The sequence below is a fragment of the Peribacillus simplex genome, assembly GCF_900156045.1.
GTDB lineage: Bacteria > Bacillota > Bacilli > Bacillales > DSM-1321 > Peribacillus > Peribacillus simplex_D.
This window is the reverse complement of the sequence record NZ_FTMX01000003.1, coordinates 577,049-593,594: the sequence shown is the minus strand read 5'-3', so window position 1 is coordinate 593,594 and position 16,546 is coordinate 577,049. Positions and strand designations below refer to the sequence as shown.

17 protein-coding genes are annotated in these 16,546 nt (G+C 41.5%); 16 read left to right on the top strand and 1 reads right to left on the bottom strand.

Annotated features, from left to right (window positions below):
* The first annotated feature begins 77 nt into the window (after positions 1–77).
* The 7 genes from mnmE to BW986_RS14210 all read left to right on the top strand — a co-directional run bounded on the left by mnmE (position 78) and on the right by BW986_RS14210 (position 7,982).
* Positions 78–1,463 (top strand): tRNA uridine-5-carboxymethylaminomethyl(34) synthesis GTPase MnmE, encoded by a 1,386-nt coding sequence (mnmE, locus tag BW986_RS14240; RefSeq protein ID WP_076368509.1) that lies wholly within the window; start codon positions 78–80, stop codon positions 1,461–1,463.
* 21 nt (positions 1,464–1,484) lie between these two features.
* Complete coding sequence (mnmG, locus tag BW986_RS14235; protein WP_076368508.1) at positions 1,485–3,371, top strand: tRNA uridine-5-carboxymethylaminomethyl(34) synthesis enzyme MnmG; 1,887 nt, start codon at positions 1,485–1,487, stop codon at positions 3,369–3,371.
* Positions 3,372–3,400: 29 nt separating this feature from the next.
* On the top strand, positions 3,401–4,117 hold the full coding sequence (rsmG, locus tag BW986_RS14230) for a 16S rRNA (guanine(527)-N(7))-methyltransferase RsmG (protein ID WP_076368507.1): 717 nt from the start codon (positions 3,401–3,403) through the stop codon (positions 4,115–4,117).
* Positions 4,118–4,498: 381 nt separating this feature from the next.
* A complete protein-coding gene (gene noc / locus BW986_RS14225) occupies positions 4,499–5,359 on the top strand; it encodes a nucleoid occlusion protein (RefSeq protein WP_076368506.1) in 861 nt (286 codons plus the stop codon).
* A gap of 254 nt (positions 5,360–5,613) precedes the next feature.
* Positions 5,614–6,375 carry a ParA family protein gene (locus tag BW986_RS14220; protein ID WP_076368556.1) on the top strand — a complete coding sequence of 254 codons (762 nt, stop codon included), beginning with the start codon at positions 5,614–5,616 and terminating at the stop codon, positions 6,373–6,375.
* On the top strand, positions 6,368–7,228 hold the full coding sequence (locus tag BW986_RS14215; RefSeq protein ID WP_076368505.1) for a ParB/RepB/Spo0J family partition protein: 861 nt from the start codon (positions 6,368–6,370) through the stop codon (positions 7,226–7,228). Before BW986_RS14220 ends, BW986_RS14215 begins: the two co-directional genes overlap by 8 nt.
* 52 nt (positions 7,229–7,280) lie before the next feature.
* The gene (locus tag BW986_RS14210; protein WP_076368504.1) at positions 7,281–7,982 is read left to right on the top strand and encodes a DUF554 domain-containing protein; all 702 of its coding nucleotides are present in this window, start codon (positions 7,281–7,283) and stop codon (positions 7,980–7,982) included.
* Between the two features lie 57 nt (positions 7,983–8,039).
* Here BW986_RS14210 and yyaC read toward each other — a convergent pair whose 3' ends face one another.
* Positions 8,040–8,675: a spore protease YyaC gene (gene yyaC / locus BW986_RS14205; RefSeq protein ID WP_076368503.1), complete on the bottom strand. Its 636-nt coding sequence runs from the start codon at positions 8,673–8,675 to the stop codon at positions 8,040–8,042.
* A gap of 390 nt (positions 8,676–9,065) precedes the next feature.
* On the opposite strand from yyaC, the gene BW986_RS14200 reads away from it, so the two are divergent.
* The 9 genes from BW986_RS14200 to rplI all read left to right on the top strand — a co-directional run bounded on the left by BW986_RS14200 (position 9,066) and on the right by rplI (position 16,529).
* Complete coding sequence (locus BW986_RS14200) at positions 9,066–9,902, top strand: mechanosensitive ion channel family protein (RefSeq protein WP_076368502.1); 837 nt, start codon at positions 9,066–9,068, stop codon at positions 9,900–9,902.
* A 20-nt stretch (positions 9,903–9,922) separates the two neighbouring features.
* Complete coding sequence (locus tag BW986_RS14195) at positions 9,923–10,120, top strand: DUF951 domain-containing protein (protein WP_076368501.1); 198 nt, start codon at positions 9,923–9,925, stop codon at positions 10,118–10,120.
* A 166-nt stretch (positions 10,121–10,286) separates the two neighbouring features.
* Entirely contained in the window at positions 10,287–11,387 is a 1,101-nt protein-coding gene (gene ychF, locus BW986_RS14190) for a redox-regulated ATPase YchF (protein ID WP_076368500.1), read from the top strand.
* Positions 11,388–11,718: 331 nt separating this feature from the next.
* Complete coding sequence (gene rpsF, locus BW986_RS14185; RefSeq protein ID WP_076368499.1) at positions 11,719–12,003, top strand: 30S ribosomal protein S6; 285 nt, start codon at positions 11,719–11,721, stop codon at positions 12,001–12,003.
* A 69-nt stretch (positions 12,004–12,072) separates the two neighbouring features.
* Positions 12,073–12,600, top strand: coding sequence for a single-stranded DNA-binding protein (ssb, locus tag BW986_RS14180; RefSeq protein WP_076368498.1), 528 nt, complete (start codon positions 12,073–12,075; stop codon positions 12,598–12,600).
* Between the two features lie 47 nt (positions 12,601–12,647).
* Positions 12,648–12,887: a 30S ribosomal protein S18 gene (gene rpsR, locus BW986_RS14175; protein WP_034316147.1), complete on the top strand. Its 240-nt coding sequence runs from the start codon at positions 12,648–12,650 to the stop codon at positions 12,885–12,887.
* 236 nt (positions 12,888–13,123) lie between these two features.
* Positions 13,124–14,071 carry a YybS family protein gene (locus BW986_RS14170; protein ID WP_076368497.1) on the top strand — a complete coding sequence of 316 codons (948 nt, stop codon included), beginning with the start codon at positions 13,124–13,126 and terminating at the stop codon, positions 14,069–14,071.
* 41 nt (positions 14,072–14,112) lie between these two features.
* Positions 14,113–16,083, top strand: a complete 1,971-nt coding sequence (locus BW986_RS14165; RefSeq protein ID WP_076368496.1) for a DHH family phosphoesterase — start codon at positions 14,113–14,115, stop codon at positions 16,081–16,083.
* On the top strand, positions 16,080–16,529 hold the full coding sequence (gene rplI, locus BW986_RS14160; protein ID WP_076368495.1) for a 50S ribosomal protein L9: 450 nt from the start codon (positions 16,080–16,082) through the stop codon (positions 16,527–16,529). Before BW986_RS14165 ends, rplI begins: the two co-directional genes overlap by 4 nt.
* Positions 16,530–16,546 lie beyond the last annotated feature (17 nt).

The following is a 16,546-nucleotide window of genomic DNA, read 5'->3' as shown; positions in this document are numbered from 1 at the left end:
GGTATTGTAGTAATTTAGGGATTCGACGATTTTATAATAGAAAAAAATAGAACCATCAATATATAAGAGGTGAAAGCATGGAATTCGATACAATCACCGCTATCTCTACTCCCTTAGGGGAAGGGGCAATCGCCATCGTTAGAATCAGCGGTGATGAGGCCATAGAAATAGCCGATACGATCTTTAAGGGACCAGGTGGAAAAGGATTGCTTGGGGTGAAATCACATACGATTCATTATGGCCACCTTATCCAGCCCAAAACAGGTGAAATCATAGAGGAAGTAATGGTTTCGGTCATGATGGGTCCAAAGACATTTACAAGAGAAGATGTAGTTGAAATAAATTGTCATGGTGGTATCGTTTCGGTCAATCGGGTATTGCAGCTTATTCTCTCACAAGGTGCTCGTTTAGCGGAACCTGGTGAATTTACGAAACGGGCTTTTTTGAATGGCAGGATCGACCTCTCTCAAGCTGAGGCCGTTATGGATTTAATCCGGGCTAAAACGGATAAAGCCATGAATGTTGCATTAGGTCAAATGGAAGGCAGGCTTTCGAAATTAATCCAAAACCTGCGTCAAGAAATTTTACAGACCCTCGCTCAAGTCGAGGTAAATATAGATTATCCGGAATATGATGATGTCGAAGAAATGACGCATCGTTTATTTTTGGAAAAGGGCAGTTATGTGAAGAATGAAATAGAGAAACTGCTTCACACGGCCCAACAGGGTAAAATACTCCGGGATGGGCTTGCGACCGTTATCATAGGGCGTCCTAATGTCGGGAAATCTTCTTTGCTTAACAGCTTAGTTCATGAAAATAAAGCGATCGTCACTGATATTCCGGGTACAACACGTGACGTAATCGAAGAGTATGTCAATGTTCGCGGTGTACCGCTTAAACTTGTCGATACGGCAGGAATTCGCGAAACGGAGGATATCGTCGAACGTATTGGAGTTGAACGGTCCCGTGCAGTATTAAAAGAGGCTGATTTAATATTGCTTGTATTGAATTATTCCGATGATTTCACCACTGAGGATGAGAAACTATTTCAAGCGGTTGAGGGTATGGATGTCATCGTTATCATCAATAAAACCGACCTTCCACAAAAAATCGATATGTCAGAGGTAAAGGAAAAGGCGGCATCCCATAAAGTTGTTACGACTTCATTACTGGAGGATCGAGGGGTCGATGAATTGGAAGAAGCCATCGCTTCTTTATTTTTCGAGGGTTCTTTAGAAACGGGAGACCTGACCTATGTTTCCAATGCCAGGCATATAGCTTTGCTGGGACAGGCATTACAATCTATCGAAGATGCAATCGATGCTATTGAAATGGGTACACCGGTTGATTTGGTTCAAATCGATTTCACGAAAGCATGGGAGCTACTTGGAGAAATCATTGGCGAAAGCGTTCAGGATAATTTGATCAACCAATTGTTCTCTCAATTTTGTTTAGGAAAATAAATGTAAAAGGAGGAAATGGATATGCAGTACGAAGCAGGTAACTATGATGTCATTGTTATTGGTGCCGGTCATGCTGGCAGTGAGGCAGGCCTTGCATCGGCAAGAGTCGGAGCTAAAACGTTGATGATCACCATTAACTTGGATATGGTCGCCTTCATGCCATGCAATCCCTCCGTTGGTGGGCCGGCAAAAGGGATAGTCGTTAGGGAAATTGACGCTTTAGGCGGAGAAATGGGGAAAAATATCGACAAGACCCATATTCAAATGAGGATGCTCAATACGGCCAAAGGTCCGGCTGTTCGTGCATTACGGGCGCAGGCAGATAAATTTCTCTATCAACAAGAAATGAAAAAGACGATAGAAGACCAAGAAAATTTAACATTGATTCAAGGAATGGTAGAGGAATTAATTGTTGAAAACAACGTATGCACGGGTGTCATCACTAAAACAGGCGCGGTGTACCGTGCGAAGACTGTCGTAATCACGACTGGAACATATTTACGCGGTGAAATCATTTTAGGGGAACTGAAATATTCAAGCGGCCCTAATAATCAGCAGCCTTCCATCAGGCTTTCTGAACATTTGGAGCAGTTAGGATTTGATTTGGTCCGTTTTAAAACAGGAACGCCGCCACGCGTGAATAGTTCTTCCATAGATTACAGCAAAACGGAAATTCAGCCTGGCGATGAAGTGCCGCGTGCATTTTCTTATGAAACGACAAAGTTCATAACGGATCAATTGCCATGCTGGTTAACGTACACGAATGAGGGGACACATCAGCTCATTGATGAGAATCTACACCGTTCACCAATGTATTCGGGAATGATTAAAGGAACTGGTCCGCGTTATTGTCCATCGATTGAAGATAAAGTCGTCCGTTTTAATGATAAACCAAGGCATCAAATATTCCTGGAACCTGAAGGTCGCAATACAAAGGAAGTTTATGTGCAAGGTTTATCTACAAGCCTGCCTGAAGATGTACAAGTGAAAATCCTGCAAACAATTCCAGGACTTGAAAAGGCGGAAATGATGCGTGCTGGATATGCAATTGAATATGATGCCATCGTTCCTACCCAGCTATGGCCTACACTTGAAACGAAGAAAATCAAAAATCTTTATACTGCTGGCCAGATTAACGGGACATCCGGCTACGAGGAAGCGGCAGGACAAGGATTGATGGCCGGTATTAATGCAGGATTGAATGCAATGGGGAAAGAAGAACTTATTTTAAGCCGTTCGGATGCCTATATTGGTGTTCTCATTGATGACCTTGTAACGAAAGGCACGAATGAACCATACCGATTGCTGACTTCACGTGCAGAATATCGTTTATTATTGCGTCATGATAATGCCGATTTACGCTTAACGGAAATTGGATTCAATATCGGAATGATCAAAGAAGAACGCTACAATCGATTCCTTATGAAAAAAGAAGCGGTTGAAATGGAAAAGGAACGACTGAAATCAAACTTCATCAAACCGACCAAAGAGGTACAAGAAGTCATTACTGCAAGTGGCGGCAGTGAGTTAAAGGATGGAATCCGGGCCTCCGATTTATTGAAACGGCCTGAAATGGATTATTCCCATATTCAGAAGTTGGCGCCAAGTGATGTCGAACTGAGCGATGAAGTGACGGAACAGGTCGAAATCCAGATCAAGTATGAAGGATATATCGAAAAATCCTTGCAGCAAGTCGATCGCCTGAAAAAAATGGAGAATAAAAAGATTCCAGAGAATATCGATTATGATGCAATTTCTGGACTTGCAACGGAAGCACGTCAAAAATTAAAGCAGGTCCACCCGCTATCAGTAGCTCAGGCTTCAAGAATTTCCGGTGTGAATCCCGCTGATGTTTCCATTTTGCTTGTTTATTTGGAACAAGGAAAGATTGCCAGAGTATCTCAGTAATGGAAATACCCGAAAAGGATTGAAAAGACATGAATATTGAACAGTTCCAACAAGCACTGCTGGAGAAAGGGATCGAGCTTTCTCCTCGACAGCTTGATCAGTTTGACACTTATTATCGATTATTGGTGGAATGGAACGAAAAGATGAACTTAACAGCCATCACTGATAAAGAAGAAGTTTATCTTAAGCATTTTTATGATTCAATCAGTGCAGCCTTCTATTTTGACTTTAACAAATCATATCGAATTTGCGATGTTGGGGCTGGAGCTGGATTTCCGAGTATTCCATTGAAGATTTGTTTCCCTGATATCCACGTCTCGATTGTGGATTCCTTGAATAAGCGAATTTCTTTTTTGAATCACCTTGCGGATTCCTTGCAATTAAAGGGAGTTTCCTTCTATCATGACCGGGCGGAAACCTTCGCCCAAAAACAGGAGCATCGCGAATCCTATGATATTGTCATGGCAAGGGCAGTAGCCAGGATGTCCGTTTTAAGTGAACTATGTTTACCGCTCGTTAAACTGGATGGGACGTTCATTGCCATGAAAGCGGCTAGTGCACAAGATGAAATGGACACAGGGAAGAAGGCCATTTTTACGTTAGGCGGAAAAATTGAAGAAATTCATCCTTTCACATTGCCAGAGGAAAATAGCGAAAGAAACATCATTACTGTAAAAAAAGTGAAGAAGACTCCTAAAAAATACCCGAGAAAACCAGGGACACCGAACAAGCAGCCTATTGAATAACATCTGTACGATGAGTAAGTTTTCATAGTAAGCGTAGATGATTCAAATATATATGGCTGGTACTTGACCTTATTTTCTTTTACTATAAATGTATGACCTTATTATTTTCACTCAATACTGCATTTGCCAACAAGAAGGCATTTTCGGTACATGTCATAACTTGTGCCCTGTGCTGTCTGATTCAGGGAAATAATTTTGTGAAAGCCGGCCGATATTTATAATAACTGGCCGTCCATTCCTCATTATTGCCTTGATGGCGCCAGTCGACATGTTTTTTACCGTGAAGGGCCATATGTATAACCATGTCGGGAAATGTATGCAGGACTTGTCCTTTAAATAGAGAATATGTTATTTGGGAGTTTTAAAAGGTGGTGTAGGAAGATGAAGCATCCTTTTTCGCGGTTCTTTGGGTTTGGCGAAAAGGAAGAAGAGCAACTAGAGATGGAGACACCTAGCAATAATAATGAAGAAATAAGAAAAATTTCCATTTCTGATATTGTGCCTAATCGATTTCAACCAAGGACCGTTTTTAATGACGATAAAATTGCCGAATTGGCTCAAACGATCCATACACATGGGATCATTCAACCAATTGTAGTAAGGGCTTATGGTCAGGGAAAGTATGAAATCATTGCAGGTGAGCGTCGTTTTCGAGCCATGCAAAAGCTTGGCTGGGAATTGGCACCCGCTATAATCAAAGATTTCACCGATACAGAAACGGCTTCCGTTGCGCTGATAGAAAATCTTCAGCGTGAAGAACTGACACCGATTGAAGAAGCTTTGGCTTATGGAAAACTATTGGAACTGCATAGTTTAACACAAGAAGCTCTGGCACAAAGACTGGGAATAGGTCAATCTACCGTGGCGAATAAGCTTCGGCTGCTTAAGCTGCCCCAGGAGGTTCAGGATGCACTTCTTCAAAAGCAAATTACGGAACGCCATGCCCGCTCGTTGATACCATTGAAGAGTCCTGAAAAGCAGCTTAAACTGCTTTTGGAAATCATCGAAAAAGGGTTAAACGTCAAACAGACCGAAGAGCAGGTCGTCAAGCTCTTGACGGGTACTGTGCAGAAGCCGAAACCTAAGCGAAAAGCGTTTAGTAAAGACATGAGGATTGCCGTGAATACCATACGCCAATCACTCAATATGGTTACAGACAATGGAATAAACTTGGATGCAGAGGAAGAAGAATTCGAGGAGTATTATCAGTTCACGATTAAAATACCCAAGAAAAAAACTTGATTCCTTATCCTTACCCGCTTGGTAGTCTTCGATTACCAAGCTTTTTTTCGCGCCAAAACTGGTATTTCCGGCTTAAAAACATTCAACTTTTCCCGGATTTTTTATGCTTTTAGATATATTTCAAATTTTAAGAGGAATTTAAGAAAACGATTTCTTCCAGTAACATTCATGATAAAATAGAAAGAAATAAATGGATTTAGGGTAAAAATCAATAGATAAAAGCGTGATGAAGATAGTTGAAAGCGGGTGAATTCGTGGGTAAGATTCTCGCCATTGCCAATCAAAAGGGCGGTGTTGGAAAAACGACAACTTCTGTCAGTTTAAGTGCTTGTCTTGCATACATAGGACAGAAAGTCTTAATGGTCGATATTGACCCGCAGGGGAATGCGACAAGCGGTGCAGGTATTGATAAAGCGGATGTGGAACAATGTATTTATGATGTATTGGTTGATGATGTCGAGGCCAGTACCGTCATCATGGAAACAAAGGTGGAAAACCTATATGCCATACCTGCGACAATTCAACTTGCAGGTGCGGAAATTGAGCTTGTTCCAACCATCTCAAGGGAAGTCCGATTAAAAAGGGCATTAGAAGAGGTGCAGGGCCAATACGATTACATTGTAATTGACTGCCCTCCATCATTGGGTTTGCTTACGCTTAATGCCTTAACGGCCGCCGATGCAGTTTTGATTCCGGTACAATGTGAATATTATGCATTGGAGGGGTTGAGTCAACTATTGAATACGGTCCGCCTCGTCCAAAAGCATTTGAACCATGATTTGAAAATCGAGGGTGTGCTATTGACGATGTTGGATGCAAGAACGAATCTAGGTCTCCAGGTCATAGAAGAAGTCAAAAAATACTTTCAGGATAAAGTCTATCAAACCATCATTCCCCGCAATGTCCGATTGAGTGAAGCGCCGAGCCATGGAGAACCGATAATTATATATGATCCAAAGTCACGAGGGGCTGAGGTCTATCTAGAACTGGCAAAGGAAGTGGTATCAAATGGCTAAAGGACTTGGCAAAGGACTTAACGCACTTTTCAACAATGGGGAGATCAGTAAAGATGAAATCGTGCGAGAAATCAAATTAAGGGAATTAAGGCCAAATCCTTATCAGCCCCGAAAGAGCTTTCGGCTTGAAGCTATAGAAGAATTAAAGCAATCCATCATGGAACATGGGATATTACAGCCGATTATTGCCCGGGAAAGCATTAAGGGATATGAAATCGTGGCTGGGGAAAGGCGTTACCGTGCTGCCAAGGAAGCTGGTTTAAAGACAGTTCCGGTCGTTGTGAGGAAATTGAGCGAACAGCAGATGATGGAACTGGCGATTTTGGAAAACCTGCAACGGGAAGACTTGAATCCGATCGAGGAGGCTGTCGCTTATCAAACGCTCCTTGAAAAATTGGAATTCACCCAGGAGCAATTGGCCAATCGGCTGGGTAAAAGCCGACCCCATATAGCAAATCATGTTAGATTGCTATCTTTGCCTGAAGAGATTAGGAGATATATCTCCGAAGGGGAAATTTCCATGGGACATGGACGGGCATTGCTAGGTTTAAAGAAAAAAGAGATGCTTAAGCCCGTAGCGGATAAAATCCTCAAAGAAGGAATGAATGTCAGGCAGCTAGAGCAATATATACATCAATTGAATGATACCGTTTCACGTGAAACTAAACATAAGAAACAGGAAAAAAAAGATATCTTCATAAAGCAACGGGAGACAAGTTTGCGTGAAAGACTAGGAACGAGCGTAACGATAAAACAAAGCAAGAAAAAAGGAAAAATAGAAATAGAATTCTTTTCAAAAGAAGATTTAGAGAGAATTTTGAACTTGATCGATCAAGAGAACATTTCCTCTTAGATCACCTTATGAAAAGATCGTGACGACATATGCAGAAAATTAGGTGGATGAGATGGTATTATTAGGGGCTTTGGTGAATGGTGCCTGCATTTTAATCGGTTCGATTTTAGGAAGGTTTTTACAACATATACCTGAAAAGATAAAAGAAACGGTCATGAGCGGTATCGGTTTGGCCGTCATGGTCTTAGGTTTGCAGATGGGCTTTAAAAGCGATAATTTCCTTGTTGTCATCTTAAGTATTGTCGGAGGGGCTGTCCTGGGTGAATGGATGAATCTTGAGGCCAGGCTAAATTCTTTAGGCAATTGGCTTGAACGCAGGATGAAAGCGAAGGAAGGAATTTCGATATCTCAGGGATTTGTAACGGCTACACTCATATTTGGCATTGGGGCGATGGCCATCATCGGTGCCCTGGATAGCGGTATCCGGAATGATCATGACGTTTTGATAACAAAAGCGATCATTGATGGCTTTACAGCATTGGTCCTCGCCAGTACGCTTGGCATAGGTGTACTTTTTTCAGCATTTCCGGTCATTCTTTATGAGGGATTCATAGCGATTTTTTCAAGGCAGATCAATACGATGATTCCAACTGCTTTAATGGATTCCTTCATATTGGAAATGACGGCAACTGGGGGAGTCATGATTTTGGCGATTGGTTTGAATATTATCGGCCTGACCAAAATAAGGGTGGCAAATCTGCTTCCAGGCATAATGATCACCGCCATTTTGGTAACTTTCATGTATTATGTATAAAAAAGAAGGAAGGGGATCTGACCCCTTCCTTCTTTTTTTATGATGAGTAAAAACCAATCAAAGGGTTTTTTCCTGCTTGAATGACCATGTGAAAGGAGTGATGGAAGGTTTTATTGGATAATGATTTTGTGCTTCATAAATCCCCTCGGCAATGGTTTTGGCCATTTTTAGCACAAGATTGAGACGCGTGTTCTGCAAGACCATGAACTCCATGAATCCACTTACATTCACGATTCCTGTAATATGGGCATTTCCGACGGAAGGAAGATCTTTATTGACCCCAGCCCCTGGCTTCACTGGTCCCTGGCCGATTTGAACGATGCCGACACTTTTCATTTTCCCTAAGCAAGCATCGATTCCGACGATAAAGGGATTGGCATGCATCTTTTTGATTTCATTTAATTTTTCCTGTAAATTCATCGCATGTATAGGGTCATCCAGAGTACCATAAACATGGAATGAAGAAGAACCGTTTTCAGCTTTCTCACTAAGCAGAGTGCCGACAAGTGGTCCGAGTGAATCGCCTGTGGAACGGTCCGTGCCTATGCAGACGATGACGATTGGTTGTAGCTTTCCGGTAGGTAGGAGGTTGATTAATTCCTGGGAAATTTGTTTGGATGCATCCGTATCTTCATGCAGGATGCGACTCAATCTATTTTTATTATTATTAAATAGACTAGAATTCAGATTCATCGGCTCAACTCCTTTACTTTATTTGGTATTACAGTATACGGATAAAAAGGGGAAAATATACGGTATTTAACATCATGGATGAGGGAATTTTTTGTAGAACATGCAAACAGGTGACGGGGATATGAATCGACGTTATCCTCTACCAATTGCTTTCATTTATACTTTCTAGTAAATAATTACTTGAATATTTTTGAAAAAACTTCTAATTCTTTTACCTATATACCCAAATTTTTTTTGTACAGAAACCATTATTTATTGATAAAATAGAGAAAATCTCTCTACTCATGGTTATCTCAACGCATGAAGGGTAGAGGAATACGTTTATATGGGAAAAAATCATATAGACGATATAAAAGATTTGCAGTTAATTGCATTGGGCAGGAGGAAAATATGGAACGCATTTATGATAACGTTACAAAAGAGATATTGGATGAAAAGCTATGGCTGCAGTTGGGCGAGGGGATTATTAAAATCTTCCTAGTTCTGTTGTTATCGCGTATTATTATTAGAATAGGTAAGACTATTCTGAATAAATTTTTCAAAGCACGTTTAAGGAGTCCCCTTCGGGTATCGGAGCGCAGGGAAGCGACACTCATTAAATTGCTCGAAAATATCATTACCTATGTCATCAATTTCATTGCTTTGATGATGATTCTGGAAATTTTTGGACTTCAGGTAATGCCGTTACTCGCTGGTGCCGGTGTTCTCGGTTTGGCAGTTGGGTTTGGTGCTCAAAGTTTGGTCAAGGATATAATTACAGGATTTTTCGTTATATTTGAAGATCATTTCTCAGTTGGGGATTATATTAAAATCAATAATTTTGAAGGGGAAGTCATTGAAATCGGGCTTCGTACAACGAAAATTAAAAGCGGTGCAGGTGAATTGCACTTCATACCCAACGGCAGCATCGTCCAGGTCACGAATTATTCCATTTTAAATAGTATGGCTGTTGTTGACGTGACCATCCCTAACGATGGATCGGTCGAGCGTGCTGAGAAGGTGCTGATCGACCTGTTAAACAGTATGGAAGGCAAATACGAGGCCTTGATCAAGGCACCTGAATTTTTGGGAATTGAAAAAATTAGTCCTGAGGAAATCGTCTTTAGGATTAAAGCGGAAACAAAGCCGATGCATCACCTTGAAATCAGTAGGATATTAAGAATTGAAATAAGTGCTGCGCTTGATTCATCTGGGATTAAATCTACGTACAATGGCAGCGAGTCATAGGAATTAGGGGGCTCATGATTATGGAAGAAAAGGAATTTGCACTTAAGGATATTGTGGAAATGAAGAAACCGCATCCCTGTGGAGTGAATAAGTGGAGAATTATACGGATCGGTATGGATATCCGGATAAAATGTGAAGGGTGCGGCCATAGCGTGATGCTGCCTCGACGTGAATTCGCGAAAAAAATGAAAAAAGTTCTGCAAAAGCATGAGGAGTGATCATGCTTTTTTTTTGAGTGAAAGTAGTCCTGCGTTTCTCATGATTTACTTGTCTTTTTAGGAAGCGAAATCTATAATTGGGAAAGGTTTAGGTAATTGGAGGGTCTTTATAGAAGATCAGTTCTTTTCCCAAATGTACGAATCATCTTGAAGGAGTGAAATATAAATGGCTTTAACAGCTGGTATAGTCGGTTTGCCTAACGTAGGTAAATCCACTTTATTTAATGCAATTACTCAGGCAGGTGCGGAATCTGCCAACTATCCTTTCTGTACGATCGACCCAAATGTCGGAATCGTGGAAGTGCCGGATCACCGTCTGCAAAAATTGACTGAATTGGTAAAACCGAAAAAGACGGTTCCGACAGCATTTGAATTCACGGATATCGCCGGGATTGTAAAAGGAGCAAGTAAAGGAGAAGGATTGGGTAATAAATTCCTTTCCCATATCCGTCAAGTGGATGCAATTTGTCAAGTCGTCCGTTGTTTTGCAGACGATAACATTACCCATGTCTCCGGAAAAGTAAATCCAATCGATGATATCGAAGTCATCAACCTTGAATTGATCCTTGCCGATTTGGAGTCTGTTGTCAAACGCATCGACCGTGTCGGAAAAATGGCCAAGCAAAAAGATAAAGCCGCTGTGGCAGAACATGAAATCCTTGTTGCTTTAAAAGAAGCATTGGAAGATGAAAAGCCTGCACGTACCGTCGAGTTTACTGAAGAACAGCAAAAAATCGTGAAGGGCATGCATTTACTTACAGCGAAACCGACGCTTTACGTGGCGAACGTGAGCGAAGATGAAGTGGCGAATGCTGACGATAATGAATATGTACAGCAAGTTCGTGAATATGCTGCTAAGGAAAATGCAGAAGTGATCGTGATTTGTGCCAAGATCGAAGAAGAGATTGCAGAGCTTGAAGGTGAAGAAAAGGAAATGTTCCTATCTGAACTTGGCATCGAGGAGTCAGGTCTTGATCAGTTGATCCGTGCTTCTTATAACCTGCTTGGGTTGGCAACATACTTTACAGCTGGTGTACAGGAAGTGCGTGCTTGGACATTCCGCAAAGGAATGAAAGCCCCTCAATGTGCCGGCGTCATTCACACGGACTTCGAACGTGGTTTCATCCGTGCCGAAACGGTTTCTTATACCGATTTACTTGAAGCGGGCAGTCATGGTGCTGCAAAAGAAGCAGGTAAAGTTCGTTTGGAAGGAAAAGAATACATCGTTAACGATGGCGATGTTATCCATTTCCGTTTTAACGTTTAAGATTCAAAGACCCTACCATTCATAAGTAGGGTCTTTCAGTTTGTCGACAAAAGGAGTTGATTGGAACGGAAGGTAAGAGACTCCTGCTTAGAAAAGCAGGTCCAAGGGAGACCCCGCAGGAGCGATGGCGCCGAGGAGGCTCCCGGACCGCCCGCGGAAAGCGAGTGCCTGAAGTGGAAATCAACGGTCACTCGGATTACAATTAATTGTAATAAGTCGAACCGTTCGTTGCAAAGCTTCTTTAACTATGCTATAATTTTTTCTTGTGAGTAATTATAAATAATTGCTCCTTGCCCAATTGGGCCGCTTAGACCAAAAGGAGGTGACAGTGATGAGAAAATACGAAATTATGTATATCATCCGTCCAAACATTGAGGAAGAAGCTAAAAAAGCTTTAGTTGAACGTTTCAACACAATCCTTTCTGATAATGGTGCGGAAGTAGAAGCAAAAGAATGGGGTAAACGCCGTCTTGCATATGAAATCAATGATTTCCGTGATGGTTACTACATGCTTCTTAAAGTTAACGCTGAAAGTGCTGCGATTCAAGAATTCGATCGTCTTGCTAAAATCAGTGAAGACATTATTCGCCACATGGCTACTAAAGAAGAAGTATAATTCGATATTTAATATAAATTCTAATCTTGTTTCATATGAAACAAGCTTGAAACCTAGGGGTTGATTCTGATGATGAATCGCGTAGTTTTGGTAGGACGCTTAACTAAAGATCCTGAATTACGATATACACCTAATGGAGTTCCCGTAGCTACCTTTACTTTAGCTGTGAACCGTGGTTTTACGAATCAGCAGGGTGAACGTGAAGCGGATTTCATTAACTGTGTAGTTTGGCGTAAACCGGCAGAAAATGTAGCTAACTTCTTGAAAAAGGGCAGTTTAGCTGGCGTGGATGGACGTGTCCAAACACGTAATTATGAAGGACAAGACGGCAAACGCGTATATGTGACGGAGATTCTGGCTGAGAGCGTTCAATTCCTTGAACCACGAAGCAGTTCAGCGGGTGAAAGAAATGAAGGCGGTTCTTACGGTGGAGGTCAAAGAAGTTATGGCAATAATAACGGAAATGACAACAATTCGTATGGACAAAATCCTAATCAGAATCAACGGAGCAATAACAACTACACTCGTGTAGATGATGATCCGTTTGCAAATGACGGTAAGACAATCGACATTTCAGATGACGATCTTCCGTTTTAAACAGCCGTTTAAAATGAAAATTCAAAAAGCAGGGAGGGAAATTTATCATGGCAATGGGTGGACGTAAAGGACGCGGTAAGCGTAAAAAGGTTTGTTATTTCACATCTAACGGAATCACTAAAATTGATTACAAAGATGTAGATCTTCTTAAAAAATTCGTCTCAGAACGCGGTAAAATTTTACCACGTCGTGTAACTGGTACAAGCGCTAAATATCAACGTAAATTAACGATTGCTATTAAACGCTCACGTACTATGGCATTACTACCATATGTATCTGGTGAATAATAAATCGGCACATTGAGGAGTTATCCTTAATGTGCCTTTTTTATAAGTTGTCACTTATGCCTGAAAACCGCTGAATTGCGGTTTTTTTTATTTCAAAAGGAAGTCATCCGGACGTTTTCCTCAGAAAAAATAATCATATCCTAAAAAAGAGTGTGATGTTTGAAATATCCTGGCCGTAACGGATACAATATAAAGATGGAGATAAGACATCAATAATAACAGGGGGTGAAATAAAGATGAATAGCGGGAGACGGATTGCCGAGGGTGGAGCCCTTCTGGCATTATATTGCATTTTATTGTTCATCACCATTCAAGTCCCACTATTGGGTATTTTCACTACTTTCTTTTTACCCATTCCATTCATACTTGTCACAATCAAGCAAAAGCTATCGTGGAGCCTTGGTTACTTATTTGTAGCCTCGTTATTGTCGATCCTCATCGGGACGATATTGTCTGTTCCGCTGACCTTGCTCATGGGGGCAACGGGAATCGCGATCGGCCATTTTTTGAAAAAGGACAAACCGATGGCACCTATGTTCATAAGCGCAGTCCTTGTCTTCCTGGGAGGCATTTTATTAATATATGCAGCTTCAGTATTGATAACGGATGTTAATTACATAGAAGAATCGCTGAACATGGCTGAGGGGTCGCTAGAAAATACTATCGGCATAATGGATTCCTTTGGACAGGCACCGACGGAACAAGTCAAAAAGCGGTTGTATGAATCACTCGATATGATGAACACGCTGATGCCAAGTTTGTTCGTCTTGATGTCCGTCATCATGGTTTTATTGATTTTCTTTGCGGCGCATCCCATTGTGAAGAGATTCAGTGATAAGGCGTTAAAATGGCCCCATTTTCGAGATCTGCGACTCCCGAAAAGCCTTTTATGGTATTATTTAATTACGATGCTTCTTGCTCTTTTTGTGAATACGGACAAGAACAGTTTTGTATATATGGCCATAACGAACCTATTTTTCATACTGCAGTTCTTCATTTTATTACAAGGATATTCCCTGATATTCTATATCGCTCATGTTAAGTCATGGGCTAAGGCCATACCCGTTTTAATCGTGGTTTTTTCTTTGCTGCTGCCGATTCCGATTATTACGACGGCCGTTCGATTTTTAGGTATAATAGATTTAGGCTTTCCTTTTAGGGAGACAATCAGGAAAAAGGAATAGAAGACTTTTTTGTAAAACAGATGCTTTTAGGAGCTGAAACTATGCCATCTTATTTGAAAGAATACTCGATTAAGTCCCCATTGTATGGGGTGCTGGCCGCAGTCGTTTTACTTTTGGGCGTACTGGCTTATTATAATTGGGTTATTGCACTTGTTGGACTATTGATTCTTGCTGGTTTATTTTATTTAACATTAAGAATGGTAGAAAAAAAGCAACGAAAGACAGAAGAGTATATAACGACTTTATCCTATCGTTTAAAGAAGGTGGGCGAGGAAGCGTTATTGGAAATGCCGATTGGGATCATGCTCTTTAATGAGGATTATTACATCGAATGGACCAATCCATTCCTGGCTTCTTGTTTTAGTGAAGACTCCTTGGCAGGAAGATCGCTATACGACGTTGCGGACTCGATAGTGCCGTTGATCAAGCAAGAGATCGAGACAGAGACGCTTACGCTCCACGATCGGAAATTCAAGGTGGTCCATAAGCGTGATGAAAGGCTTCTTTACTTTTTTGATGTAACGGAGCAAGTGGAAATTGAGAAATTATATGAAGATGAGCGGACGGCAATTGCGATCATTCTTCTTGATAATTATGATGATTTGACACAGGGTATGGATGATCAGCGTAAAAGCAGCATTAATAGCTTGGTCACCTCACTTCTTGATAAATGGGCAAGGGATAATGGCGTTTTCTTTAAACGGGTTTCCTCGGAACGATTCATCGCTGTCTTCAATGAGCATATCCTTCATCAGCTTGAGAAGGGCAAATTTTCGATTTTGGATGAAATCAGGGAAACGACGGCCAAGCAAAATGTACCATTGACCCTGAGCATCGGGGTCGGCTCTGCCGTGTCATCCTTACCGGAACTAGGTTCGCTTGCACAGTCCAGCTTAGATCTCGCCCTAGGACGGGGCGGTGACCAAGTGGCGATAAAGCAAGCGAACGGAAAAGTGAAATTCTATGGCGGTAAAACCAATCCGATGGAAAAACGCACGAGAGTCCGTGCACGTGTCATTTCCCATGCATTGAAGGATATAGTCCTTGATAGCGATAAAGTCATTGTCATGGGCCATAAAAACCCGGATATGGACGCAATCGGTTCAGCAATCGGCATCTTGAAAGTTGCCCAGATGAATGAACGTGAAGGCTATATTGTCATCGACACCCAGCAGCTCGATAGCAGTGTCCTTCGTTTAATGGAAGAGATCAAAAATAAAGAAGAGCTGTATTCCCGGTTCATAACACCTGATGATGCATTTGAAATGATTACGGATGAGACCTTGCTGGTTGTGGTCGATACACATAAACCTTCCATGGTGATTGAAGAACGGTTATTGAATAGGATCGATAAGGTTGTAGTCATCGACCATCATCGCCGCGGTGAGGAGTTCATCAAGAATTCATTGCTCGTCTATATGGAGCCATATGCATCTTCAACAGCAGAACTTGTAACCGAACTGCTTGAATATCAACCGAAACGCTCAAAGATTGATATGCTGGAGTCGACGGCGCTTCTTGCAGGTATCATCGTCGATACGAAAAGCTTCACCTTAAGAACAGGTTCACGCACTTTCGATGCTGCCTCTTATCTAAGGGCGCATGGAGCCGATACGGTACTTGTCCAGAAATTCTTAAAAGAAGACGTGGACACCTATATCAAACGTTCGAAGCTCATTGAGGAAGTCATCTTTTATAAAAAGGGAATTGCCATTGCCTCTGCAAAAACCGATCAAGTTCATAATCAGGTGCTCATCGCTCAAGCTGCGGACACCCTATTGACCATGGATGGCGTTGCGGCTTCTTTCGTAATGGCTAAGCGATCTGATGATACAGTTGGCATAAGTGCGCGTTCTCTAGGTGATATCAATGTACAGGTGATCATGGAAATGTTGAATGGAGGCGGACATTTAACAAATGCCGCCACTCAACAGGTTTGCTCCATTGATGAAGCCGAAAGTCGATTGAAAGTAGCTATTGATGAATATTTAGAAGGGGGACAAAAAGAATGAAAGTAATATTTCTGAAAGACGTAAAAGGTAAAGGGAAAAAAGGGGAAGTTAAAAATGTTGCAGATGGTTATGCACATAATTTCCTGCTAAAACAAGGATTGGCCGTTGAAGCAAATAATTCAAATGTAAAAACTTTGGAAGCCCAGAAAAATAAAGAAGAATCACTTGCGGCAGAAGAACGGCAGCATGCTGAAGAATTGAAAGTGCAGCTGGAGAAATTAACGGTTGAACTATCTGCCAAAGCCGGTGAGGGCGGGCGTTTATTCGGTTCCATCACGACTAAGCAAATTGCATCGGAGCTTCAGAAAAAACACGGTATCAAGGTTGATAAACGTAAAATGGAGCTTGCTGAAGGCATCCGCACATTAGGGCATACAAAGCTTCCAGTCAAGCTTCATCCTGAAGTCACTGCGACACTGACTGTGCATGTGAAAGAAATTAACTAATTTTAGCTGTTTCATAT